This window comes from Amycolatopsis sp. cmx-4-83 (genome assembly GCF_046548815.1).
GTDB classification, from domain to species: domain Bacteria; phylum Actinomycetota; class Actinomycetes; order Mycobacteriales; family Pseudonocardiaceae; genus Amycolatopsis; species Amycolatopsis pretoriensis_A.
Map to the genome: position 1 here is coordinate 587,575 of NZ_JAEBEF010000004.1, position 21,151 is coordinate 608,725.

The window sequence follows — 21,151 nt, forward strand, 5'->3', positions numbered from 1 at the left end:
GCCCGTTCAGTGCATCCCTTCGACCACGCTGACGATGTGCTGGGGGTTGATCGTCCGCGGGTTCCCGGGCTGCTTGAAGCCCATGGGGAGGGTGATCAGCCCGCCGGTCTTGAGTGCGCAGTCCACGACTTGCACGAGCTCGCGGAACTCGACGAGCACGCGGTAGGTGGTCCCGTTCGTCATTTCGACCTGGTTGAACGACAGCGGCGCGTCCTTTCTTCGGCGATTCGACCGGACTAGGTCGGACGACGCGGGCGCGTTGTTACACCGGTGTGCTGTGATGTTAATCGATTCAGGAGTAACATCCGGCAATTTTTTGCGACCTGGTGAATAGGACGTGTCAGCAAACGATCATCGGCAGGAGGTGTCCTGTGGAAATCGTGAAGGTCGCGGTGTCGATATCGGCTCTGGCGATCGCGCTTTTATCATTTGTGGTGGCCCGGCTTGCTGATCATCTTTCGAAAAAGGCGGAGGACATCCGCACTCTGCTGGGTGATAAGGAGTCGGTGGCGTTCGGTGCGTTGAAGTTGCTCCGCGACGGGATCCCGTCGAAGCCTCGTGATCAGGAATTGGTCATGATGGCGATCATGCAGGCATGCGTCTTCGAACGCTCCGACCGTGCTCGTGCGCTGCTCTACCGCGTCATAGAACTCAACCGAGCGGCGCACCACGCCGGGTTCGCCAAGGCGCTCGACATGGTCGAGCACACCTTCGCGTCGATGAAGGCATATGAGTTCGAGAGTGAAGAGCTCGATCTCGAGCGCGGCAACAAGCGCATCAAGACCGTTCGAAAGGTTTTGAAGTGACCTGGGTTCGATCGGTCGGGTTCAGTACTCCTTCTTGATCACGAAGTACGACCCGCGGATCGTTCCCGCCAGCTTGGACTTCTGGCGGGCGAACTTGAACGCCGCCAGCTCCGCCGGCACCTCCATCCCCTCCGACAGCTTGAAACCCACCGCTCGCTTCCCGCCGTCCTCGAGGGTGTACATCACGTTGATCGACAACCCGCTCTCGTAGAACACGTACGCCATCCGGATGCCCTCGACCTCGAACTCGGTCGCCTCCAGGGCCGGGGACGAGACGACGATCTCGCGCTCCTCCGACAGGATCCGGTGCACCCACTCGACCGTGGACGGCACCTCGCCCGCGGGGGACACCGTGAACACGTGGTCGTACTTGTTCTTGAAGTAGCGAGCCTCGTTCGCGCGCAGGCCGGCGAGGGCGGCCGCGACCGGGGACGACTCCAGGCCGGTGGTCGAGACGGTGGTGAAGTCGACGGCTTCGGGCATGGTGGGCTCCTCCGGGGTCAGCGGCTGGTGACGAAGGTAGTCCACGCGCGAGCCGGCTGTCGTCACCCGGTCCGGCGGTCGGTCACGCCGGCAACGTGCGCCGGAGGAAGGTCAGCGTCAGCTCCCACGCCCGGGCCGCCGCCTCGGGGTGGTGGAACATCGGGGCCACGTGGTTGTGGAACGCGTGCCCGGCCTCCTCCTGCACGTGGATCTCCGCGCCCTCGTGCGCGGCCACCGCGGACTCGACGACAGCCACGTCCGAGCGGGGGATGTACGGGTCCTTCCCGCCGAAGTGGAACTGGATCGGGCACGTCACCCGGGGCAGGTCCCCGATCGACGACGCCACCGTCGAGCCGTAGAACGACACCGCCGTGTCCGGGGCGCCTTCGGCCGCCGCCGCGAACGCCAGCGAACCGCCCAGGCAAAAGCCCAGTACGCCGACGCCGCCGGTCACCGCCGGCCGGGAACGGAGGTGGGCCATCGTCTCCAGCACGTCCGCCAGGCCCAGCTCCGGGTCGAACGACGCCGCGACCTCCATCGATGCCGCCACGCCCGCTTCGTCGTGCGTCGACGACCAGCCCGGGGCGAACCGCCGGAACAGTTCCGGGATCGCCACCACGTACCCGGCCGCCGCGAGGTCCGAAGCCACCGAACGGAGGTAGTCGTCCAGGCCGAAGATCTCCTGGATCAGCACCAGGCCCGGGCCGCGGCCGGATGGCGGGTGCCAGATCGGGAGGTCGGTCATCGCAACGCCCTTTCCAGGATGTCGGCGACCAGGGCGGCCTGGTGACCGTCCGGGTCGAGGTCGGGGTCGAACACCGTCAGCTCGAAGCCCGCCGCGCCCGGGCGCGCCAAGAGCTCGCGCAGCACCGAAACCACCGTCGACGGATCGAGACCGTGCGGGTCGGGACTGTCCACTGCGGACACGTGCGCCGGGTCGAGGACGTCGATGTCCACGTGCACCCAGAACCCGTCCAGGTCCGGGAAGGCCGGCGGCACCGGGGTGCCGGCCATGAGCGACTCCGACGTGACGTGCGCGATGCCCGCCGCCTCCAGCCGGGCCGACTCGGCGGACCGGACGCCCAGGACCAGGACGTCCTCGTCGCGGACGTACGGCCGGAGCCCGTCGATGTCGGCCAGGTCGTCGGCGCCGCGGCCGGTCATGATCGCCAGGTCCTCGCCCGCCGCCGCGCCGACGTGCTCGGCCGCGGGCAGGTGGCGGAAGTCGTCGTGGCCGTCGAGGTAGGCGATCCCGTAGCGGCCGCAGCGGCGCAGCGCCAGCATCGCGCCCAGCGAGATCGAGCAGTCGCCGCCCAGGACGACCGGGAAGCCACCGCCGGCGCGCACCGACGCGATCCGGGCCGCGAGTGCCCGTGTGCAGGCCGCGATCGCCGCCGAGTTGCGGACGCCGTCGCCCGGCTGCCAGGTGCCCACGTACCGCCCGGGCATCACGACCCCGCCGTCCGAGGCGCCCAGGCGGCGCAGGATGCCCAGGTCGCGCAGCACGCCGGGGGTCTTGTAGCAGCCGGGCACCGCGCCCTCGGCCGGCGGGCGCAGGCCCAGGTTGGACGGAGCGTCGAGCAGGACCAAGTTCCCCATCCGGTCACCGTACTGGCTCCGCGGCCGGTCGCGACCTAAGTTGGGAGACCGACCTAGGAGGCGCGATGGCCGACCGCACCAAGTACATCCTGGACGAAGAAGATCTCCCGACGCAGTGGTACAACGTCGTTCCCGACCTGCCCGAACCGCCACCGCCGCCGCTGCACCCCGGCACCCGCGAGCCGGTCGGTCCGGCCGATCTGGCGCCGCTCTTCCCGCAGGCGCTCATCGCCCAGGAAGTGACGACCGATCGCTATGTCGACATCCCGGAGGAGGTCCGGGAGGTCTACCGGCTGTGGCGGCCGTCGCCGCTGTTCCGCGCGCGCCGGCTGGAGAAGGCGCTCGGCACCCCGGCGCGGATCTACTACAAGTACGAGGGCGTCAGCCCGGTCGGTTCGCACAAGCCGAACACCGCGGTGCCGCAGGCGTTCTACAACGCGCAGGAGGGCGTCACCCGGCTGACCACCGAGACCGGCGCCGGCCAGTGGGGGAGCGCGCTCGCGTTCGCCTGCGCGCAGTACGGCATCCGGTGCGAGGTGTGGCAGGTCCGGGCCTCCTACGACCAGAAGCCCTACCGCAAGCTGATGATGGAGACGTTCGGCGCGACCGTCCACCCGAGCCCGTCCGAGCTGACCGAGTCCGGCAAGGCCATCCTCGCCGAGCACCCGGACTCGACCGGCAGCCTCGGGATCGCGATCAGCGAGGCCGTCGAGCAGGCCGCGCAGGACCCGGACACGCGGTACGCGCTGGGCAGCGTCCTCAACCACGTGCTGCTGCACCAGACGATCATCGGCGAAGAAGCGCTGAAGCAGTTCGAGCTGGCCGGTGACACCCCCGACGTGCTCGTCGGCTGCACCGGCGGCGGCTCGAACTTCGGCGGGCTCGCCTTCCCGTTCCTGCGCGAGAAGCTGGCCGGCCGGATGGACCCGGTCATCCGCGCGGTCGAGCCGGCCGCGTGCCCGACGCTGACGCGCGGGAAGTACGCCTACGACTTCGGCGACACGGCCGGGCTCACGCCGCTGCTCAAGATGCACACGCTCGGCCACGACTTCATCCCGGACCCGATCCACGCGGGCGGCCTGCGCTACCACGGGATGTCGCCGCTGATCTCGCACATCTACGAGCTGGGTCTGATCGAAGCGCTCGCGATCGGGCAGCAGGAGTGCTTCGCCGCGGGGGTGCAGTTCGCGCGGGCGGAGGGGATCATCCCGGCCCCCGAGCCGACCCACGCGCTCGCGGCGTGCATCCAGGAAGCGTTGCGGTGCAAGGAAACCGGTGAGCAGAAGGTGATCCTCACGGCGCTGTGCGGGCACGCGCACCTCGACCTGCCCGCGTACGGCGCTTACCTGGCCGGGGAGATGGTGGACAACGAGCTCCCGGACTCGGCGCTCGAAGCGTCGCTGGCGACCCTGCCGTAGTCAGCGCGCGTCGGGGATTTCGGGGCGGGTGAGCTCCGTGCGGGCCGTGGCCAGGACCACCCGGTCGCGGCCCGCCGCCTTCGCCTCGAACACCGCGTCGTCCGCGGCCTGCAGGAGGATCGTGTACTCGGCGGCCGTTTCCGGGTAGACCGCCGCACCGATCGACGCGGTCAGGCCGGCGATCACCTCGGGCTTGCCCGGGCGGATCACCGGGACCGCGACCTCGACCCGCGCGATCGCCGTCCGGATGCGGTCGGCGATCGCCACGATCTCCGCGCTCGTCGCGCCCGGGAGCAGCACCACGAACTCGTCACCGCCGAAGCGGCCCACGTAGTCGCCGCCGCGGACCGAGCCCTGGATCGCCGCCGCGATCGCGCGGAGGACCTCGTCGCCCGCCAGGTGGCCGTTGCCGTCGTCGATGGCCTTGAAGTGGTCGATGTCGATCATCAGGACGCCCGCCGTCGAGGCGAGCTCGGTCGCGCGGGCCAGTTCGTTGCGGGCCAGCTGGACCCAGAACTCGGGGGCCAGCAGCGCCGTCTTGGAGTCGGTGCGCGCGGCGGCCTGGAACTGCGGGAGCAGCAGCCCGATGTGCAGCGCCACCGGCGTCACCATGAGCACCGGCAGCAGCCACGGCCGGACCGTCATCACCAGCGCGATGCCGCAGCCGACGCCGACCGCGGCCAGCACGATCAGCACGTCGGACGGGTTGCCGAACGCCTGCCGCGGCGGCTTGCCCGGGTTGCTCATCAGGATCGCGAGGATGACCAGCACGTAGTTGAGCCCGAAGTACACGAGGCCGGCCGCCAGCAGCGCCGTCATCCCGCCGAAGCCGTCCAGGTGGGGGACGTACGGCGCCACGTACCCGGTTCCCGCCCGGAGAACGGCGCCCGCGGCGAAACAAGCGAGGATGACGGTGGCCCCGGAAAACACTTTCCGGTGAATCACGCCGCGTCGTTTGTAAACGCGGACCCAGGAATGGGCGTAGCTGACGACGATGACGAGTGTGGCCAGTGGCGGGGGCAGCAGGAGCAGCCCGGCGAAGATCCAGATCGACTGCAGGTGCATGTGCGGGCGGCCGTCGGCGGCGAGCTCGCGGATGCGCTCGATGCGTTGCGCCGCTTCGAGGTGCACGATTTCGCCCGCGAGGATCAGTCCACACCAGAGCATCGACTGGGCGGTGATCGGCACGAGCGTGGCCGTCGCGACGACCGCGATCAGCGCCAGCGCGTCGACGACGAGGACATAGCCGAACACCGGAGTGGTCAGCTTCCACATCGCCCACGTACGGATACCTGATCGTGGACGTTCTGAGCTGGGCTTTCGCCCTGGGGACCCGGACAATCCCACGAAACGCCCCTCTTCTCAGGACGGAACTCTTCGCGGAAATCGTCACTGTAATCGAATGAACGCGGTGTGTCACTAGGCCGGTCAGGCTACCGTCCGGTTACGCACCGTACAACAACCCTCACCTAGGAGAAACCATGTCGCACTTCCTCCCCACCAGCAACATCGTCCCGTCCCGCCGCCGCGCGCAGCGGCCGACCGACTGGACGCGGCAGCTCCCCACCGACTGGACCCGCGCGATCCCGACCGACTGGACCCCGCGGCAGCTGCCGACCGACTGGACCGCCCGCGAACTGCCCACCGACTGGACCGTGCGCGAGCTGCCGACGGATTGGACCCGCCCCGGCGTCTCGTCACCGCTGCCGCAGTGCCCGACCGACTGGACGCGGTCCTGACCCGTGCCCGGTGACCGGCCGGCCGGGCCGGTCACCGGGAATCCGGTTGCGCACGACGCCACAGCGCCGCCGCGCCGATCGCCGCCGCCACGCCGATCGCGCCCGCGCCGGCGACCACCCCGTGCGGGGCCGCGCGTTCCGCCGCGAGCCCGGCCAGCACCACGCCCAGGCCCTGCGACACCCGCAGCGCCGTCAGCGCGAAGCCGAACGCCTGCGCGCGCTGGGTGTCCGGGGTCAGCTGGACGAACGTCGTGTTCGCGATCAGGTTGTACGAACTCGCCACCCCGGACAGCGTCAGCAGCGCCAGCGTGCCCTCCAGGTTCGGCCGCAGCGCGCAGCCGAGCAGGGCCGCGCACGCCAGCACCGCCAGCGGCCCGAGCAGCCGCGCCCGCCGCTCGGGCGGGATCCGCGACAACGCCGCCATCCCGAGCACGTTCCCCAGCGCGTACGCCGCCAGCAGCAGCCCGACCACCACCGCGCCGCCCCCGAGTTCGGCGGCGTACGGGGCGGCGATCGCCTCGCCCGCGATGTAGATCCCCGACACGCACCCCAGCGCCACCAGCGCGAGCCGCCGCCGGTCGCCGGTCACCACCGTCCAGCCCGCGCGGACGTGCCGCCACCAGCGCACGCCGGACGATTCGCGGGGCGCCCGCGTGTGGACGCCGGTGACCAGGAACAGCGCCGACGCCGCGAAGCTGATCGCGTCCGCCAGCAGTGCCCCGCCGGTGCCGATGGCCGCCACGAGCAGCCCGCCCAGCGCGAAGCCGGCGACCTGGCCCGCCTGCACCAGCATCATCAGCAAACCCATGCCGGGCACGAAGGTGTCGCCGGGCAGCACCTGCGGCAGCAGTGCCGCGCGCGCCGCGTTCCAGACCGGGTTGAGCAGCTGGACGCCGACCAGCAGCGCCGCCACCGGCGCCAGCGGGAGACCGGGCACCGCCATCGCGGCCACCGCGGCCGCGCGCAGGACGTCGGCCACGACCATCACCGCCCGCGGCGGGTGGCGGTCGGCCAGCCCGGACAGCAGCGGCCCGCCGACCAGGTCCGGCAGGAACGTCAGCGCGTACGCCAGCGCGGCCCAGCCCGGCGAATTCGTGCGGTCGTAGACCAGGATCGACAACGCAACGCGCGCCAGCTGGTCACCGGTGACCGAGACCAGCTGCGCGGAGAACAGCGCCCGGAACTCGGTCACGCCGAGGACGTCCCGGAACCCGACCGCGCGTGCCGCCATGGGCACTCAGGGTACCGGCGCGGACGCCCAGCGTGAACGGCCGTTAGGAGGTCACTGGCCTTCGCCGCACGTGATTTTCGGCTGCGGGTTGTAGTGGACCGTCCGGGTCGAGCGACTGACTTCGCGGCCGGACGCGGCGTCCTTGAGCACGCGCGTGTCCGTCGTGGTGAAGCCGGGCGCGCCGTTGGACGCGTGGCAGTTCTCCGCCGGGCCCGGCTTGGGCTGCGGGTCGCTCGGGTTCGAGCGGCCGCCGGGGATCGACTCGACCGTGTAGCGCTTGGTGCCCCACAGCTTCACCGTGATCGACGACGGCGACCAGATCGCCTGGATCGCGATGCCGGTGGCCGAGTCGTTGGTGAACTTGAGGTCGATCACGCTGGAGCCGTTGGGGTTCTGGAACACCGTCGCCTCGCGCGCGGCGGGGTAGCGGCTGATGTAGTAGCTGTGTTCCTTGTGCCCGGCGTCCTTCATGCCCGCGAAGTAGGACGCGTTGTACAGCGTCGTCGCGAACTGCGAGATGCCGCCGCCGACCTCGCGGCCCGGGGCGCCGTCCTTGATCACGCCCGCCTCGACGTAACCCTGCGGCTTGCCGCGCGGGCCGGTGAACCCGTTGAGGCTGAAGGTTTCCCCCGGCTTGACGATGGCGCCGTTCACCTTCTGCGCGACGACGCGGATGTTCGTGCCGGAGTCGGCCGCGAAGCCGCCGGTGGTGAACTCGCCGACGACCTCCTTCACGCCCAGCTGGTTCGCCTGCTCGGTGGTCACCTTGGCCGGCGCGTCCTTGTAGACGGCGGGCACCTCGCGCCCGTCGGTCTTCTTCAGGACCTCGGGCAGCGGCTTGAGGCTCGGGTCCCAGTCGATGGTCCGGCCGTCGGTGGAGGGGGCGACCGTGGGCTTGCCGCCCTCGAAGACGATGGTCGCCTCCTTGCCCTCCTTCTCGGTGGACTTCAGCTGCGGCCCGGCGGCTTCGGCGATCTTGGCGTTGTCGATCTTCGGGTTCAGGCCGCCGCCGTCGGCGGGCTCGAACGTGATCGCCGCGGCGATCGCCTCCGGCTTCACGGTGGCGTTCTTGCCCTCGCCCTTGACCACCAGCGGGCCCGAAACGGCGGGCCGCGCGAACTGGTCGAGCGCGGCCTGGACGCCTTCGGGGGTGGTGCGGACCGGCGTGCTCGTCACCGGCAGCGCGAGGGTCTCGCCCCGCGCCCAGTGCTCGACGACGGCGGCGCTCGCGGCCGGCACGTCGAGCTTCTGGCCGGCCTTCGGCGGCACGGCGACCGGGTTCACGCCCTCGAACTTCACGGTGCCTTCGGCGGGGTCGCGGTCGACCTGGCCGCGCAGCTGCTCCAGCGCGGCGGTGAGCTTGGCGTCCTCGGCGTGGCTGACGACGCCGACCTCGCGGCTGGAGAACAGCGACGACAGGCGCGTGAACGGGTTCAGCGGCTGCTCGCCGGCCTGGTCGAGGGTCTGCGGCCAGTCGAGCTTCAGCCCGGCGAGGGTCGGCGAGAGCGTGCCCTGGACGTCGCCCGCCGTCACGGCCAGCGGACGGGTGAGCCGCGGCTCGATCCGGCCGCGCAGCTCCTGCTCGGCGGCGGCGCGGTCCATCCCGCCGACGTCGACGCCGGCAACGGTCACCCCGCGCGGCACGCTGCCCTGGCTGACCAGCAGGTCGACGCCGTAGACGACGACGAGGAAACCGAACACCCCGCCCGCGATCCAGCCGGCTTTGCGCAGGTCGCGCTGCTTCGGGGGCGTGGCTTCCGGCTCGGGCCGGACGACCGGCAGGACGTCCGTCTGCTCACCGTGTGACTCGGGCCAGCGCGGTTCGTACGGCAACTCTCCACCCCTTCAACGCGGCACCGGATCGCGCCGGTGACGGCCTCAGCGTACGGGGCACCCGGACAAGCCGTACGACTCGCCCTAACGGGGGATGAACCGGTCACGGAACGGCCGACCGAGGCAACCTCACCGCGCGTCGGGCTCGGGATTGTGTCCCGGCCGGGCCAGGAAGTCGAAGTCGCAGCCTTCGTCGGCCTGCGTGATGTGTTCGCTGTAGAGCGCGCCGTAACCGCGCTCGAACCGCGGCGCCGGGGCCACCCAGGACGCCCGCCGTCGCTCGAGCTCCTCATCGGACACCTCGAGCCGCAGCGTCCGGGCGGGAACGTCCAAGGTGATCAGGTCGCCGTCGCGGACCAGCGCGAGCGGGCCGCCGACGTGCGACTCGGGGGCGACGTGCAGCACGCAGGCGCCGTAGCTGGTGCCGCTCATCCGCGCGTCCGAGATCCGGACCATGTCCCGGACGCCCTGCTCGAGCAGGTGCGCGGGGATCGGCAGCATCCCGTACTCGGGCATCCCCGGGCCGCCGAGCGGGCCGGAGCCCCGCAGCACCAGTACCGAATCGGCGGTGATGTCCGGGTTGTCGATCCGCTTCTTGAGGTCCGCGTAGTCCTCGAACACCACGGCCGGGCCGGTGTGCGTGAGCAGGTGCGCCTCGGCCGCGATGTGCTTGATGACCGCGCCGGACGGCGCCAGGTTGCCGTGCAGGACGGCGACCCCGCCTTCGGCCGCCACCGGGTTGTCCCGCGGCCGGATGACGTCGTCGTCGTGCACCTGCGCGGCGGCGAGGTTCTCGCCGAGGGTGCGTCCGGTGACGGTGGGCCGGTCGGGGTGCAGCAGGTCGGTCAGCCGCGACAGCAGCCCGGGCAGCCCGCCCGCGTAGTAGAAGTCCTCCATCAGCCAGTCGCCGCCGGGGCGGATGTTCGCGAGCACCGGCACGCGCCGCGCGATGGCGTCGAAGTCGGCCAGCGACAGCGGGATCCCGCTGCGCCCGGCCATCGCGATCAGGTGGATCACGGCGTTGGTCGAGCCGCCCAGCGCGAGCACGGTGGTGATCGCGTCGGCGTACGCGCGCTTGTCCAGCACCTGCGTGATCGTCAGGTCTTCCCAGACCATGCCCACGATCCGCGCGCCGCTCGCCGCGGCCATCCGGTGGTGCGCCGAGTCGACGGCGGGGATCGACGCGGCGCCCGGCAGTGTCACGCCGAGCACCTCCGCGGCCGACGTCATGGTCGACGCCGTCCCCATCGTCATGCAGTGCCCGGGGGAACGGGCGAGACCTCGCTCCAATTCGGACATTTCCGCGTCGCCGATGAGCCCGGCACGCTTGTCATCCCAGTACTTCCACATGTCGGTGCCGCTGCCGAGGACTTCGTTGCGCCAGTGCCCGCGCAGCATCGGCCCGGCCGGCACGAAGATCGCGGGCAGCCCGGCGCTCGCCGCGCCCATCAGCAACGCCGGCGTCGTCTTGTCGCAGCCGCCCATCAGGACGGCGCCGTCGATCGGGTAGGACCGCAGGATCTCCTCGGTCTCCATGGCGAGGAGGTTGCGGTAGAGCATCGGCGTCGGCTTCTGGTAGGTCTCCGACAGCGTCGCGACCGGGAACTCCAGCGGGAAGCCGCCGGCCTGCCAGACGCCGCGCTTGACCTGCTCGGCGCGTTCGCGCAGGTGCATGTGGCAGGGGTTGATGTCGGACCAGGTGTTGAGGATGCCGACGACCGGTTTGCCGAGGTGCTCTTCCGGGTTGTAGCCGAGCTGGCGGCCGCGGGCGCGGTGGCTGAAATTGCGCAGCTCGTCGCCGCCGAACCAGCGGTGGCTGCGGAGCTCCTCGGGCGTCTTCATGCGATCCAGTATGGCATCTGATATATGATCTCGGGGGCCTGGTTGAATGGGTTCCGACACTAGTGAGGGAGCGCGCCATGACCGGGACGTTCAGCTTGCCGGCCTCCCGGACCGAAGTGGTCCTGGAGGAGATCCGGCGCGGCATCCTCACCCGCGAGCTGGTTCCCGGCCAGCCGCTCGTCGAAGCGGAGCTGGCCGCGCGCCTCGGCGTGTCCAAGACGCCGGTGCGCGAGGCGCTCAAGGTGCTCTCCAACTCCGGGTTGGTGACGTTCAGCCCGTACAAGGGCGCGTCCGTGGTCACGGTCGACGCCGAGCTGGCGAAGTCCGTCTACGACGTCCGGACGGTGCTCGAGCCGGAAGCCGTCCGGCGGACCGTCGAGCGGCGCGACCCCGCCCTGCTCGAGGACGCGGCGGAGGCGCTGAAGGAGGCGTCGTCGGCGATCGCGGACAAGGACCAGGCCGCGCTCAGCCTGCTGAACCGCCGGTTCCACCGCGCCCTCTACCGCGGCTGCGGCAACCCGCTGATGGTCAGCATCCTCGACGACCTCAAGGACCGCGCGGCGCTGATCAGCGTCGTCGGCTGGGAAGCCAACCCCAGCTGGAAGAAGGAGTGGACCGAGCACAAGGCGGTGCTCGCGGCGGCCAAGAAGGGCGACGCCGAAGGGGCCGCGGCGCTGCTGCGCGAGCACATCGGCGGGTTCCTGGACCGGGTGCTGAAGGCCATCGGGTGAAGCTGCTCCTCATCTCGGACACGCACCTGCCCGCCCGCGCCCGCGTGCTGCCGCCGCAGGTGTGGGCCGAGGTCGAGGCCGCCGACGTCGTCGTGCACGCGGGTGACTGGGTCGAGGTCGCCCTGCTGGACGAGCTCGAGGCGCGCAGCAAGCGGCTGATCGGCGTCTACGGCAACAACGACGGCCCCGACCTGCGGGCGCGGCTCCCGGAGATCGCGCGGGCGGACCTCGACGGCGTCCGGCTGGCCGTGATCCACGAAACCGGCGCGAAGCAGGGCCGTGAGCAGCGGTGCGACGCGCAGTTCCCGGACACCGACGTGCTCGTGTTCGGGCACAGCCACATCCCGTGGGACACCGTGGCGCCGTCCGGGTTGCGGCTGCTCAACCCCGGTTCGCCGACCGACCGCCGCCGCCAGCCGCACTGCACGTACCAGACCGCGCGCGTCGAGGACGGCGTTCTGGTGGACGTCGAGCTGCATCAACTGCCCCCGAGGGGGTAGACAGGTCCCATGGATCCGGCATGGGCCTTGCGGGAGATCGCGTTCCAGCTCGAACGCGCGGGGGAACCGACCTACCGCGTCCGGGCGTTCCGGAACGCGGCCGCGACCGTCGACAAGACCGACGCTTCGCAGCTGGCCTCGATGGCGGAGAACGGCACGCTCACCTCGCTGCCCGGCATCGGCAAGGCGACCGCCGGGGTCGTCGAGGACGCGCTGGCCGGGCGCGATCCGGCGTACCGCGCCAAGCTCGTCGAGAAGGAACTCCCGGACGGCGAGCCGCTGCGGTCGGCGCTGCGCGGGGACTGCCACACCCATTCGGACTGGTCGGACGGCGGCAGCTCGATCGGCGAGATGGCCGTCGCGGGGCGGGACCTCGGCCACGAGTGGATGGTGCTGACCGACCACTCGCCGCGGCTGACCGTCGCGAACGGGCTTTCGCCGGACCGGCTGCGGACGCAGATGCAGATCGTCGCGAAGGCCAACGAGCTGATGGCGCCGTTCCGGCTGCTGCACGGCATCGAGGTCGACATCCTCGACGACGGTGCCCTCGACCAGGAGGACGAACTGCTGGGGCAGCTGGACTTCGTCGTCGCGAGCGTGCACTCGAAGCTGCGGATGCCGGCCAGGGACATGACCCGGCGGATGGTGGCGGCGGTCCGGAACCCGCGCACGCGGGTGCTCGGGCACTGCACCGGCCGGCTGGTCGTCGGCCGCGGCCGTCCCGAGTCGGAGTTCGACGCCGAAGCCGTGTTCACCGCGTGCCGCGAGAACGGCGTGGCGGTCGAGATCAACTCCCGGCCGGAGCGGCTCGACCCGCCGATGCGCCTGCTGCGGCTGGCCGCGGAGATCGGCTGCGACTTCACCATCGACAGCGACGCGCACGCGCCGGGCCAGCTCGACTGGCTGGGCTACGGCTGCGAGCGCGCGATCAAGGCGGGGATCGGCCCCGAGCGCATCCTGAACACCCGCACGGCCGACGAGCTGGTCAGCCGCTGATCTCGATGACCGGGTGCCGGGCCGGGTCGAGCCAGCGCAGGAGCTCCGTCAGGTCCGCGCCGGGGATCGCGACGCAGCCGGCGGTCGGCTTCCCGTCGGTGACGTGCAGGAAGAACGCCGAACCCGCGCCCGGCACGACGGGTGCGCGGTTGTAGTCGATGACGACGGCGTTGGCGTAGACCGCGCCCGCCTTGCCGAGGTTCTCCCCGGCGGCCTCGTCGAACGGGCACGTGCCGGGAGCGCAGGAGAAGTGCGTGTTGTAGTGCGGGGAAGCGACGTCGGACACCCACCAGTCCGAGGTGGTGACTTCCCGGTAGGGCAGCCGGGTTTGCGCCGGTGCGGTACCGAACGCCTCGGTCAGCGGCCAGACGCCCGCCGGGGTGTGGGACGTCGACTCGCTCGCCTGCCCGACCCCGTTCTTCCCGACGTGCGCTCGAACCGGCCCGTAGGCCTTCGTCCACTCGCCGCCGGTGCGCTGCCACGCCGTGAGGACGGCCGTGGTCGCGTCCGCCGGATCGGCTCGGACGGTGATGCGCTGTTCCGGCTCGGGCTGCTCCGGCGAGGCGGCCCCGCTGGTCAGCAGCGCGGCCGCGGCCAGCGTGACACCGAGGGATCTCCTGCGCATACCGGAGAGCCTAACGGTGCCACGCGGGCCGCGCCGGGTTCAGTTGATGGTGTAGGAGTCGCCGTAGACCTTCCACTTCAGCGGCGTGTGCAGGTCGAAGTTGCCCGCGTTGAGGAACACCAGCTGCTCGGTGTCGACGCGGGAGGTGTCGGCGTGCGCCTCTTCCTGCTTCATGATGACCTTGCGCGCGGCGAAGAACGCCTTGAGGTAGGTCGCCTCGTCGCCACCCTGGGCCGGCGTCTTCGCCTTCTTCATCGCGGCCTTGCGGATGCCGCCGAAGCTGTCGGAGCTGTCACCGGGGCCGTGCATGACGATCGCGTCGTAGTAGGCGAACTGGCCGAGGTTGCTGAGGCCGTCCGACTTCCCCTGGCTCACGGCCGGGTTGAAGTAGACGCGGTCGCGCTCGTTGTTCTGCGCGGTCTGGAACGCGCTGGTGGCCGCGGCCTGCTTCCACGCGCTCTCGAACGCCGAGCCGAGGCCGCTGTGCGAATCGGTGCCGTTCACCTTGCGCAGCGCGGGAAGGAACTTCGCGAGCGGGTTGTCCGGGACGGAATTCGTGTACGCCTCGACGAGTTCGAGCATGTCGCCGGTGCCGGAGCAGAACCCGATGATGCCGGCGGTGTACCCGCGGCCGTCACCGATGTCCTCGATGTACTTGTACTGCGCTTTCCAGTCCAGCGACGAGTTTTCCGCGCTGGAGACCAGCTTCATCGCGATCTCCTTCTTCGCCGGCACCGACAGGTCACCGGCGGCTCGGACGCTCGCGCTGGTCACGCTGGTGGTTTCGTTCGCGGCGATCGCGGGGGTGGTGATCACGAGGGCGGCCACGGAGGCGGCGCCGAGCGCGCCGACGAGAACCGGCCGCAACTTCTTGCTCATGGGAGGAGACCCTTTCCGCGGTGTGCGCCGTGGGGGATCACGGCGGTTACGGGTGATGCGGGTGGAGCTGCGGCGTAGCGACACGGTAGCGAAGAGTCAGCGGGCTCCACAAGAGGCGGAATTCGTTCATGTTCGTGAACGGTCCAGACCAGTGCTGGGGTCCGGTTAGGACGGTGGCCGGGGGGCTGCGCCGAGGTCGCCACGGGGGCCGATGTCATGAACGACCCTTTCACCGCGTGGGGCGCGGTGAACGACTCGTTCATGACGTCCGTGCGGGCCGGGCGAGCCGGGACGGCCGGGACGGCTCAGCGGGCGCCGGCGAAGAGCCTGATCACGTCCGGGAGCACGTTCACCGGGATCGTCGGGTCGATCGCCCGCTGCACGCCCAGGCCGATGCCCAGGCTGAGCAGGGCCGTCGCGGCGTCGTCGGCCGACATCGGGAGGGTGATCGCGAAGCGCTCGGCGTAGCCCGTGAGCAGGCCGGCGATGGTTTCGCGGATGGCCTTGTCGCGCGCGGCCAGTTCGGCGCGAACGTGCGGGTCGCGGCGGGCGTTCGTGGCGAACTCGACCTCCAGCGCGGTCCAGGCCTCGTCGCCGATGCTGCGCTCGGCCCACGCCTGGAACGCCGTGAGCAGCCCTTCCATCCCGTCCGCGCCGGACAGCGCCTCGGCGACCAGTGTGACCTGCTCGTCGTGGATCCGGTCGAGCACCGCGAGGCAGAGCTCGTCCTTGCTGCGGAAGTTCGAGTACACCGCGCCCTTCGAGTACCCGGCCTCGTCCGCGACCTTCTCCAGCGACGTCACCGAGTAGCCGTCGCGCAGGAAGAGCTCCTTGGCGGTGTCGATCAGCTGCTGCCGGGTGCGTGCCTGGCTTTCCGCGCGGGTGAGTCGGGCCATGCGTGCACTCTAGTCAGGTCCGGAATCGGGGTACCGTCAGTATCGAGATACTGTTAGTCTCCGAAAATGGAACAACGCCACTTCGAAGTCCTCGTCGTCGGAGCCGGGGCGTCGGGATTGGGCGCGGCCATCCGCCTCGGCCAAGCCGGGGTCACCGACCTCGCCGTGCTGGAGAAGGCGGACTCGCTCGGCGGCACCTGGCGCGACAACACCTACCCCGGCTGCGCCTGCGACGTCCCGTCCGCGCTGTACTCCTACTCCTTCGCGCCGAACCCGGAGTGGACGCGCGCGTTCGCCGGGCAGCCGGAGATCCGGGCGTACCTGCACGAGACGGCCGCGCGGTTCGGCGTCACGGAGAAGATCCGGTACGGCGTCGAGGTCACGCGGTCGCAGTGGAATCCCCGGGATGGCCGGTGGGAACTGGAAACGTCGGCCGGCCCGTACACCGCGCGGATCCTCGTCGCCGGCACCGGGCCGTGGCACGAACCGAAGGTCCCGGACCTGCCCGGTCTCGCGGAGTTCCCCGGCGAAGTCTTCCACTCCGCGCGCTGGAACCACGGCTACGACCTGGCGGGCAAGCGCGTCGCGGTGATCGGCACGGGCGCGTCCGCGGTGCAGTTCGTGCCCGAGATCGTGCCGCGGGTGGCGGAGCTGCACCTGTTCCAGCGCACCGCTCAGTGGGTGCTGCCGAAGCCCGACCACCACGTCCCCGGCGTCGAACGGTTCCTGCTCCGGCGGTTCCCGGCGCTGCAGCGGGCGTTGCGCCGGGCGGAATACGGCGCGATGGAGACGCTCGGGTTCGGCTTCCGGCACCCGTGGCTGCTGCGGCAGGTGCAGAAGATCGGCCTCGCGCACCTGCGGCTGACCGTGCGGGACCCGGTGCTGCGCAAGGCGCTGACACCGGACTACACGCTCGGGTGCAAGCGGCTCCTGATGTCCAACACCTACTACCGGTCGCTCACCGAGTCCCATGTGGACGTCCACGCGACGGGCGTCTCGGCCATTCGGGACGGTCGCGTGCTCGGTGCGGACGGCTCGTCGGCCGAGGTCGACGCGATCATCTTCGGCACCGGCTTCCACATCCTCGACATGCCGGTGTCGGCGCGCGTGTTCGACGGCGACGGCCGCAGCCTCGACGACCACTGGAAAGGCAGCCCGCGGGCGTACCTCGGGACGACGGTGGCCGGCTTCCCCAACCTGTACCTGCTGCTCGGACCGAGCCTCGGCACCGGGCACTCGTCGGCGTTCATGATCATGGAAGCCCAGCTGCGGCACACGGTGGCGGCGGTGACCCGGACGCTGCGCTCGGGCTGGGCGTCGGTTTCGGTGCGGGCTTCGGTCCAGGAGGCGTTCGACGCGGACGTCCAGGCGGCGCTGCCGGGCACGGTCTACCAGTCCGGCGGGTGCTCCAGTTATTACACGGACGTCAACGGGCGCAACAGTTTCAGCTGGCCGTTCTCGACCGGACGGCTGCGCTCACAGGTGGGTTCGTTCGACGAGAAGGACTACGAAATCAGGAGGGCCCATGCGGTTCGGTAGCGGCTACCCGGTCATCGACCCGCGCGGCGCGGTCGTCGCGATCACCGGCGGGGCACGGGGAATCGGCCGCGCGACGGCGGCGGAGTTCGCCGCGCGCGGGGCCACGGTGTGCGTCGGCGACCTGGACACCGTGCCGATCGCGGACGCGCACAGCTTCCCGCTGGACGTGACCGCGCGCGAATCCTTCGACGCCTTCACCGAGGCGGTGACTTCGCGGTTCGGGCGGATCGACGTCCTGGTCAACAACGCCGGTGTGATGCCGCTCGGGGATTTCCTGGCGGAGCCGGACGAGGTCGGCCGGACCACCCTGGACGTCAACGTCCAGGGCCTGGTCAACGGCCTGCGCTCGGTGCTGCCGGGCATGATCGCGCGCGAGCGGGGGCACGTGGTGAACGTGGCGTCGATGGCGGGCAAGATCCCGCTGCCGGGCATGGCGGCCTACAACGCGAGCAAGTTCGCGGCGGTCGGCCTGACGGCGGCGGTCCGCCGCGAGTACGCGGCGACGGGGGTGAGCGTGAGCGCGGTGCTGCCCGGCGCCGTGCGGACCGAGTTGTCTTCGGGGGTGCGGCTCGGGGGAGCACTGCCCACAGTGGACCCGGAGGACGTGGCCGAGGCGATCGCGGGCACGCTCCGGACCCGGCGCGCGGAGACGGCGGTCCCGCGGTGGCTGGCGGGCTGGGACCTGCTGGCGGCGATCACCCCGGAACCGGTGATGTCCTGGGCCCGCGGCCTGATCGGCGACGACCGGGCGCTGACGGAACTGGACCCGGCGGGGCGGGCGGCGTACGCGGGGCGGGTCGCGGCCCAGGTGCGGTCACGACAACCCGGCCACCCACCCAACCGGCGGCCGGGCTCGGCTCAGTCCCACTCCCAGACCATCCCGTAGACCCCCGGCTGGGCGTCCAGCACCGCGATGTGGCTGGTCAGGCTGGGCCCCACCGGCAGCTCCCGCGACCGCTCCCCGTCCGGCGAGCCCTCCCGGGGCTGGTGGTAGCGGTAGCAGCGCACCGGCACCGCCGCCGGGTCGAAGGCCGCCTGCAGCACGATCTGGCGGGCCGGTGCGCGCACCCCGAACTGCAGGTAACTCGTCTCCGGCGGCGTCCCCTCGTACCCGAACTCGAAGTCGAACACGTACGTCTCGCCCGCCCGCAGCGGGTAGTCGAAGCGCAGCTCCACGGCCATCAGCTCGGACGCCGGGTCGCGGCGGACGCGGCCGGGGCGGCAGCAGTTCGCCGACCGCAGCACCGGCCGGTGGCCGCCGCCGGTCTGCGGGCGGAAGAAGGAGACCCAGCGGTCGACGCCGTCCTCGCGGCTGGTCACCACCAGCTCCGAACGGACCGAGCGCTCGGTGCGGTCCGGGCCGAGCGTCGCGCGCTGGTGGACCGAGGCCAGCGCCAGGCGGGCGTTGCCGTCGAGGTCGATGCCGTCGCAGGAGGCCAGCTCCGTCGGCTCGGACCCCAGCGCGCTGGCCAGGCTGACCCCGCCGGGCCACGGCGTGCGCTCGCGGGGGCGCGCGACCAGCGTCGTCAACGCGTCCGCGGGCAGGCCGAGGCATCCTTCCGCGACGCCGACCGCGTGCAGCGAGCGGTGCCCTTCCGGGTGACGCCGGCCGCGGCGCCAGTAGCTCAGCGTCGCCAGGCTGACCTGGGCGCCGTGCGTGGCCATCCGCCGCTGCAGTGCTTCCAGGCTCAGCCCGCGGTGCCGGATCGCCGCGTCGAACGCCACCTCGAACGGTCCTTCCCGGACCGCGGTGGCGACTTCCGCAGGCAGCGCTTCCATCGGGTAAGCATGAATTCTCGCGGAACACCGCGCAACGAGGCCTGCCACCAAAGTAGGTGACAGGCCTCGCCGGGGGATCAACTGACCGTGAGCGCGGTGTCGTCCACGGCGAACGACGTCTGCAGGGACTGGTCCTCGGTCCCGGCGAACTTCAGCGTGACCGTCTGCCCGGCGAACGACGACACGTCGATCGTCTTCTGGACGTAGGCCGAGTTGCGGTCGAGGTTCGAGTACGTCGCCAGCGTCGTCGAGCCGAGGGCCACGACGAGCTTGTCGTAAGCGACGTTCTCGGTCTCACCGGTCCACACGCGCAGCCAGAACGTCAGGCTGGCGCGGCAGTTCGCGGGGATCGTCACCGACTGCGAAACCGTGTCGGTGTGCGCCGAACCCCAGCCGCCGAGCCACGAGCCGTAGCTGCCCGAGCGCGCCGGCGCCTGGCTGCCCCACTGGCCGATCGTGGTGTTCGGGTCGGTCCACGACGCCTGGCCCGACTCGAAGCCCGGGTTCTGCACCTGCTGCCCGCTGCACCCGCCCGGGGGCGGCGTGGTCGTGGTCGGCGGGGTGGTCGTCGTCGGGGGCGTGGTGGTGGTCGGCGGGGTGTCCGTGCACGTCGGGTCGCCGGACTGCGCCGGCACGCTCACCGCGTTCCACGCCGCCTTGACGGTGTTGAACTCGGTGCAGCTGCCCGGGTACAGGTTCTTCGCGGCCTGCAGCGTCCACGTGCGGTAGCGCAGGTAGCTGCTGCCGGACGTCTTCAGCTGGACGGCGCCGTGCATGATGTTGATCGCCTTGCGGATGCCCAGACCGGTCACCGAGGTGTTGTTGCACGTCGAGCTCGCCGGCTGCCCGTTCGTCGGGTTGCTGCCCTCGGCCAGCAGGTAGAACCAGTGGTCGCCGGGCCCGGCCGCCTTGTGCACCTCCGCGTTCGGGGTCGAACTGGAGTAGCAGTTCGGGTCGCCGACCTTCGACGGGTCGTACATGTAGCGGATCGCGCCGGTGCCGACCAGGTTGACCTCCTCGCCGATCGCGTAGTCCGGCGGGTCGTACTGCGACGGCTCGTTCGCGTAGAACTCCGTCGCGGTGCCGAAGGTGTCGGCGATGAACTCCTGCGTGCCGCCGCCGGAGAAGCCGCCGGAGCCGGAGTAGTCGTCGATGCCGTGGCCCATTTCGTGGCCCAGGATGTCGAGCGAGCCGACCCATTCGCCGCTCGGGTTGTGCCCGAGGTTCACGTAGGCCGGGCGCGAGTTGTAGTAGTACGCGTTTTCGTCGTCGAGGCCGACGCGGATCTTCCACGCGCCGCCGTTGCCGGTGAAGCCGTTGCGGCCCACCCATTCCGAAAGCATCTTCTTTTCGGTCTGCGCGACGAACAACGCGTCCGCGCAGCCGGTTTCGATGTTCGTGCCGCTGCCGTTGCCCCAGCTGTCGTCCGGTCCGGTGAGGACGGCGTCGCTGCTGTAGTTGCGGCAGTCCAGGTTGGCCGTGTTCGGGTCGGCCATCGAGTACGTGCTGCCGGACTTCGTGGTGTTGAGCGCCAGCGGCGACGGGCCGTTCCACTTGCCGGTGCCGGTACCCGCGGCGACGTGCTGCACGCTCCGCAGCACCCGGCCGTCCACGGCGTCGACGTAGACGCTCAGGCTGCTCGGCTCGCCGTGCTCGTCGGTGCCTTCGACGTTGCTTTCGTAGGCCAGCCGCCCGCTGCCGTCGGCCACCACGACGAGCTTGCCGCCGGGCAGGCTCTTCGGCCCGCGGACCTGCTTGCGGGCGACGGCCTCGGCCTGCTGCGCGGACAGCTTGGCGCCGCGGACGTCGAGGTCGCCGAGTGCTTGCTGCTGCGCGACCGACGTCGTCTTCACGGTGCCGGCGGCGTCGGTGGCGATGACCAGGTCGCCGCCGATCACGGGCAGGCCGTCGTAGGTGCGGTCGTAGACGACGTACGACAGGCCGCCGGCGGACCGCACGTCCCGCTGGACGAACTTGTCGTGCGTGCCGGTGAACAGCGCGGCGGGGCGGGCCGCGACCAGGCTCGCGGCGGCGCCGGTGGCGTTGGCCTGCGCCTGCGCGGCGGAGGGCGGCGGTTCGGGCGCGGGCTGCGCGGGCGCGGCGACGGCGATGCCGACCACCACCATGCCCGCCGCCGTGGCGCCGCCGAGCGCGGCGAACCGTTGCGGCAATCTCATGACGCTCCTTGGAAAAACGCGAAGGGGAGGGGAGAACCCGATCGACGCTAATCGCGGAGCGGAGGCGTCAGAAGATTC

The 21,151-nt window shown here is 71.1% G+C and carries 21 protein-coding genes; 8 read left to right on the forward strand and 13 right to left on the reverse strand.

From position 1 onward, the window contains the following. Positions 1-6 precede the first annotated feature (6 nt). Positions 7-183, reverse strand: a complete 177-nt coding sequence (locus tag ACLJQM_RS15240) for a hypothetical protein (RefSeq protein WP_410631745.1) — start codon at positions 181-183, stop codon at positions 7-9. A 188-nt stretch (positions 184-371) separates the two neighbouring features. Between ACLJQM_RS15240 and ACLJQM_RS15245 the strand changes: the two genes are divergently transcribed. Continuing rightward, entirely contained in the window at positions 372-806 is a 435-nt protein-coding gene (locus ACLJQM_RS15245; RefSeq protein ID WP_410631746.1) for a hypothetical protein, read from the forward strand. Positions 807-827: 21 nt separating this feature from the next. Here the strand turns inward: ACLJQM_RS15245 and ACLJQM_RS15250 are convergent, their stop codons facing one another. From ACLJQM_RS15250 to ACLJQM_RS15260, 3 genes are all read right to left on the reverse strand, one after another. Beyond that, entirely contained in the window at positions 828-1,289 is a 462-nt protein-coding gene (locus ACLJQM_RS15250; protein ID WP_410631747.1) for a phage tail protein, read from the reverse strand. 82 nt (positions 1,290-1,371) lie between these two features. Continuing rightward, positions 1,372-2,034 carry a dienelactone hydrolase family protein gene (locus tag ACLJQM_RS15255; protein ID WP_410631748.1) on the reverse strand — a complete coding sequence of 221 codons (663 nt, stop codon included), beginning with the start codon at positions 2,032-2,034 and terminating at the stop codon, positions 1,372-1,374. Continuing rightward, the gene (locus ACLJQM_RS15260; RefSeq protein WP_410631749.1) at positions 2,031-2,888 is read right to left on the reverse strand and encodes an arginase family protein; all 858 of its coding nucleotides are present in this window, start codon (positions 2,886-2,888) and stop codon (positions 2,031-2,033) included. The genes ACLJQM_RS15255 and ACLJQM_RS15260 overlap by 4 nt, the downstream gene beginning before the upstream one ends. Positions 2,889-2,953: 65 nt before the next feature. Between ACLJQM_RS15260 and ACLJQM_RS15265 the strand changes: the two genes are divergently transcribed. Beyond that, complete coding sequence (locus ACLJQM_RS15265; protein WP_410631750.1) at positions 2,954-4,306, forward strand: TrpB-like pyridoxal phosphate-dependent enzyme; 1,353 nt, start codon at positions 2,954-2,956, stop codon at positions 4,304-4,306. Here ACLJQM_RS15265 and ACLJQM_RS15270 read toward each other — a convergent pair whose 3' ends face one another. Further along, on the reverse strand, positions 4,307-5,581 hold the full coding sequence (locus ACLJQM_RS15270; protein ID WP_360777136.1) for a diguanylate cyclase: 1,275 nt from the start codon (positions 5,579-5,581) through the stop codon (positions 4,307-4,309). A gap of 206 nt (positions 5,582-5,787) precedes the next feature. Here ACLJQM_RS15270 and ACLJQM_RS15275 point away from each other — a divergent pair, with 206 nt between their 5' ends. Continuing rightward, positions 5,788-6,045: a hypothetical protein gene (locus ACLJQM_RS15275; protein WP_360777134.1), complete on the forward strand. Its 258-nt coding sequence runs from the start codon at positions 5,788-5,790 to the stop codon at positions 6,043-6,045. Positions 6,046-6,076: 31 nt separating this feature from the next. Here ACLJQM_RS15275 and ACLJQM_RS15280 read toward each other — a convergent pair whose 3' ends face one another. From ACLJQM_RS15280 to araD, 3 genes are all read right to left on the reverse strand, one after another. After that, positions 6,077-7,276, reverse strand: a complete 1,200-nt coding sequence (locus tag ACLJQM_RS15280) for an MFS transporter (protein ID WP_410631751.1) — start codon at positions 7,274-7,276, stop codon at positions 6,077-6,079. 51 nt (positions 7,277-7,327) lie between these two features. After that, on the reverse strand, positions 7,328-9,109 hold the full coding sequence (locus ACLJQM_RS15285; protein ID WP_410631752.1) for a VanW family protein: 1,782 nt from the start codon (positions 9,107-9,109) through the stop codon (positions 7,328-7,330). A gap of 129 nt (positions 9,110-9,238) precedes the next feature. After that, complete coding sequence (gene araD / locus ACLJQM_RS15290; protein ID WP_410631753.1) at positions 9,239-10,951, reverse strand: L-arabinonate dehydratase; 1,713 nt, start codon at positions 10,949-10,951, stop codon at positions 9,239-9,241. Positions 10,952-11,028: 77 nt separating this feature from the next. On the opposite strand from araD, the gene ACLJQM_RS15295 reads away from it, so the two are divergent. From ACLJQM_RS15295 to ACLJQM_RS15305, 3 genes are read left to right on the forward strand one after another with little or no spacing between them, the layout of a single operon-like run. Further along, complete coding sequence (locus tag ACLJQM_RS15295; RefSeq protein ID WP_410631754.1) at positions 11,029-11,682, forward strand: GntR family transcriptional regulator; 654 nt, start codon at positions 11,029-11,031, stop codon at positions 11,680-11,682. Further along, positions 11,679-12,182 (forward strand): metallophosphoesterase family protein, encoded by a 504-nt coding sequence (locus ACLJQM_RS15300; RefSeq protein WP_410631755.1) that lies wholly within the window; start codon positions 11,679-11,681, stop codon positions 12,180-12,182. Before ACLJQM_RS15295 ends, ACLJQM_RS15300 begins: the two co-directional genes overlap by 4 nt. 9 nt (positions 12,183-12,191) lie before the next feature. Continuing rightward, positions 12,192-13,178, forward strand: coding sequence for a PHP domain-containing protein (locus tag ACLJQM_RS15305; protein WP_247020043.1), 987 nt, complete (start codon positions 12,192-12,194; stop codon positions 13,176-13,178). Here the strand turns inward: ACLJQM_RS15305 and ACLJQM_RS15310 are convergent. The 3 genes from ACLJQM_RS15310 to ACLJQM_RS15320 form a co-directional block, all read right to left on the reverse strand. Then, positions 13,168-13,803, reverse strand: coding sequence for a L,D-transpeptidase family protein (locus ACLJQM_RS15310; protein ID WP_410631756.1), 636 nt, complete (start codon positions 13,801-13,803; stop codon positions 13,168-13,170). The genes ACLJQM_RS15305 and ACLJQM_RS15310 overlap by 11 nt on opposite strands. A 39-nt stretch (positions 13,804-13,842) precedes the next feature. Continuing rightward, complete coding sequence (locus ACLJQM_RS15315) at positions 13,843-14,682, reverse strand: chitosanase (RefSeq protein WP_247020047.1); 840 nt, start codon at positions 14,680-14,682, stop codon at positions 13,843-13,845. A gap of 305 nt (positions 14,683-14,987) precedes the next feature. Beyond that, positions 14,988-15,578, reverse strand: coding sequence for a TetR/AcrR family transcriptional regulator (locus ACLJQM_RS15320; protein WP_247020049.1), 591 nt, complete (start codon positions 15,576-15,578; stop codon positions 14,988-14,990). A 66-nt stretch (positions 15,579-15,644) separates the two neighbouring features. Between ACLJQM_RS15320 and ACLJQM_RS15325 the strand changes: the two genes are divergently transcribed. Further along, positions 15,645-17,117 carry a flavin-containing monooxygenase gene (locus tag ACLJQM_RS15325; RefSeq protein ID WP_410631757.1) on the forward strand — a complete coding sequence of 491 codons (1,473 nt, stop codon included), beginning with the start codon at positions 15,645-15,647 and terminating at the stop codon, positions 17,115-17,117. Next, the gene (locus ACLJQM_RS15330) at positions 17,104-18,003 is read left to right on the forward strand and encodes an SDR family oxidoreductase (RefSeq protein ID WP_410631758.1); all 900 of its coding nucleotides are present in this window, start codon (positions 17,104-17,106) and stop codon (positions 18,001-18,003) included. Before ACLJQM_RS15325 ends, ACLJQM_RS15330 begins: the two co-directional genes overlap by 14 nt. Here ACLJQM_RS15330 and ACLJQM_RS15335 read toward each other — a convergent pair. Continuing rightward, positions 17,976-18,896, reverse strand: a complete 921-nt coding sequence (locus tag ACLJQM_RS15335; protein ID WP_247020055.1) for a hypothetical protein — start codon at positions 18,894-18,896, stop codon at positions 17,976-17,978. The genes ACLJQM_RS15330 and ACLJQM_RS15335 overlap by 28 nt on opposite strands. A gap of 77 nt (positions 18,897-18,973) precedes the next feature. Continuing rightward, entirely contained in the window at positions 18,974-21,073 is a 2,100-nt protein-coding gene (locus tag ACLJQM_RS15340; protein WP_410631759.1) for a M4 family metallopeptidase, read from the reverse strand. Positions 21,074-21,151 lie beyond the last annotated feature (78 nt).

Excerpts from the sequence above, each read along its gene's own strand:
- ACLJQM_RS15260 (WP_410631749.1), bottom strand. The coding sequence starts at position 2,888 with ATGGGGAACTTGGTCCTGCTCGACGCTCCGTCCAACCTGGGCCTGCGC.
- ACLJQM_RS15325 (WP_410631757.1), top strand. The coding sequence starts at position 15,645 with ATGGAACAACGCCACTTCGAAGTCCTCGTCGTCGGAGCCGGGGCGTCG.
- ACLJQM_RS15275 (WP_360777134.1), top strand. The coding sequence starts at position 5,788 with ATGTCGCACTTCCTCCCCACCAGCAACATCGTCCCGTCCCGCCGCCGC.
- ACLJQM_RS15310 (WP_410631756.1), bottom strand. The coding sequence starts at position 13,803 with ATGCGCAGGAGATCCCTCGGTGTCACGCTGGCCGCGGCCGCGCTGCTG.
- ACLJQM_RS15330 (WP_410631758.1), top strand. The coding sequence starts at position 17,104 with ATGCGGTTCGGTAGCGGCTACCCGGTCATCGACCCGCGCGGCGCGGTC.
- ACLJQM_RS15240 (WP_410631745.1), bottom strand. The coding sequence starts at position 183 with ATGACGAACGGGACCACCTACCGCGTGCTCGTCGAGTTCCGCGAGCTC.
- ACLJQM_RS15295 (WP_410631754.1), top strand. The coding sequence starts at position 11,029 with ATGACCGGGACGTTCAGCTTGCCGGCCTCCCGGACCGAAGTGGTCCTG.
- ACLJQM_RS15280 (WP_410631751.1), bottom strand. The coding sequence starts at position 7,276 with ATGGCGGCACGCGCGGTCGGGTTCCGGGACGTCCTCGGCGTGACCGAG.
- ACLJQM_RS15250 (WP_410631747.1), bottom strand. The coding sequence starts at position 1,289 with ATGCCCGAAGCCGTCGACTTCACCACCGTCTCGACCACCGGCCTGGAG.
- ACLJQM_RS15305 (WP_247020043.1), top strand. The coding sequence starts at position 12,192 with ATGGATCCGGCATGGGCCTTGCGGGAGATCGCGTTCCAGCTCGAACGC.
- ACLJQM_RS15335 (WP_247020055.1), bottom strand. The coding sequence starts at position 18,896 with ATGGAAGCGCTGCCTGCGGAAGTCGCCACCGCGGTCCGGGAAGGACCG.
- ACLJQM_RS15320 (WP_247020049.1), bottom strand. The coding sequence starts at position 15,578 with ATGGCCCGACTCACCCGCGCGGAAAGCCAGGCACGCACCCGGCAGCAG.
- ACLJQM_RS15265 (WP_410631750.1), top strand. The coding sequence starts at position 2,954 with ATGGCCGACCGCACCAAGTACATCCTGGACGAAGAAGATCTCCCGACG.
- araD (WP_410631753.1), bottom strand. The coding sequence starts at position 10,951 with ATGAAGACGCCCGAGGAGCTCCGCAGCCACCGCTGGTTCGGCGGCGAC.
- ACLJQM_RS15315 (WP_247020047.1), bottom strand. The coding sequence starts at position 14,682 with ATGAGCAAGAAGTTGCGGCCGGTTCTCGTCGGCGCGCTCGGCGCCGCC.
- ACLJQM_RS15255 (WP_410631748.1), bottom strand. The coding sequence starts at position 2,034 with ATGACCGACCTCCCGATCTGGCACCCGCCATCCGGCCGCGGCCCGGGC.
- ACLJQM_RS15270 (WP_360777136.1), bottom strand. The coding sequence starts at position 5,581 with ATGTGGAAGCTGACCACTCCGGTGTTCGGCTATGTCCTCGTCGTCGAC.
- ACLJQM_RS15340 (WP_410631759.1), bottom strand. The coding sequence starts at position 21,073 with ATGAGATTGCCGCAACGGTTCGCCGCGCTCGGCGGCGCCACGGCGGCG.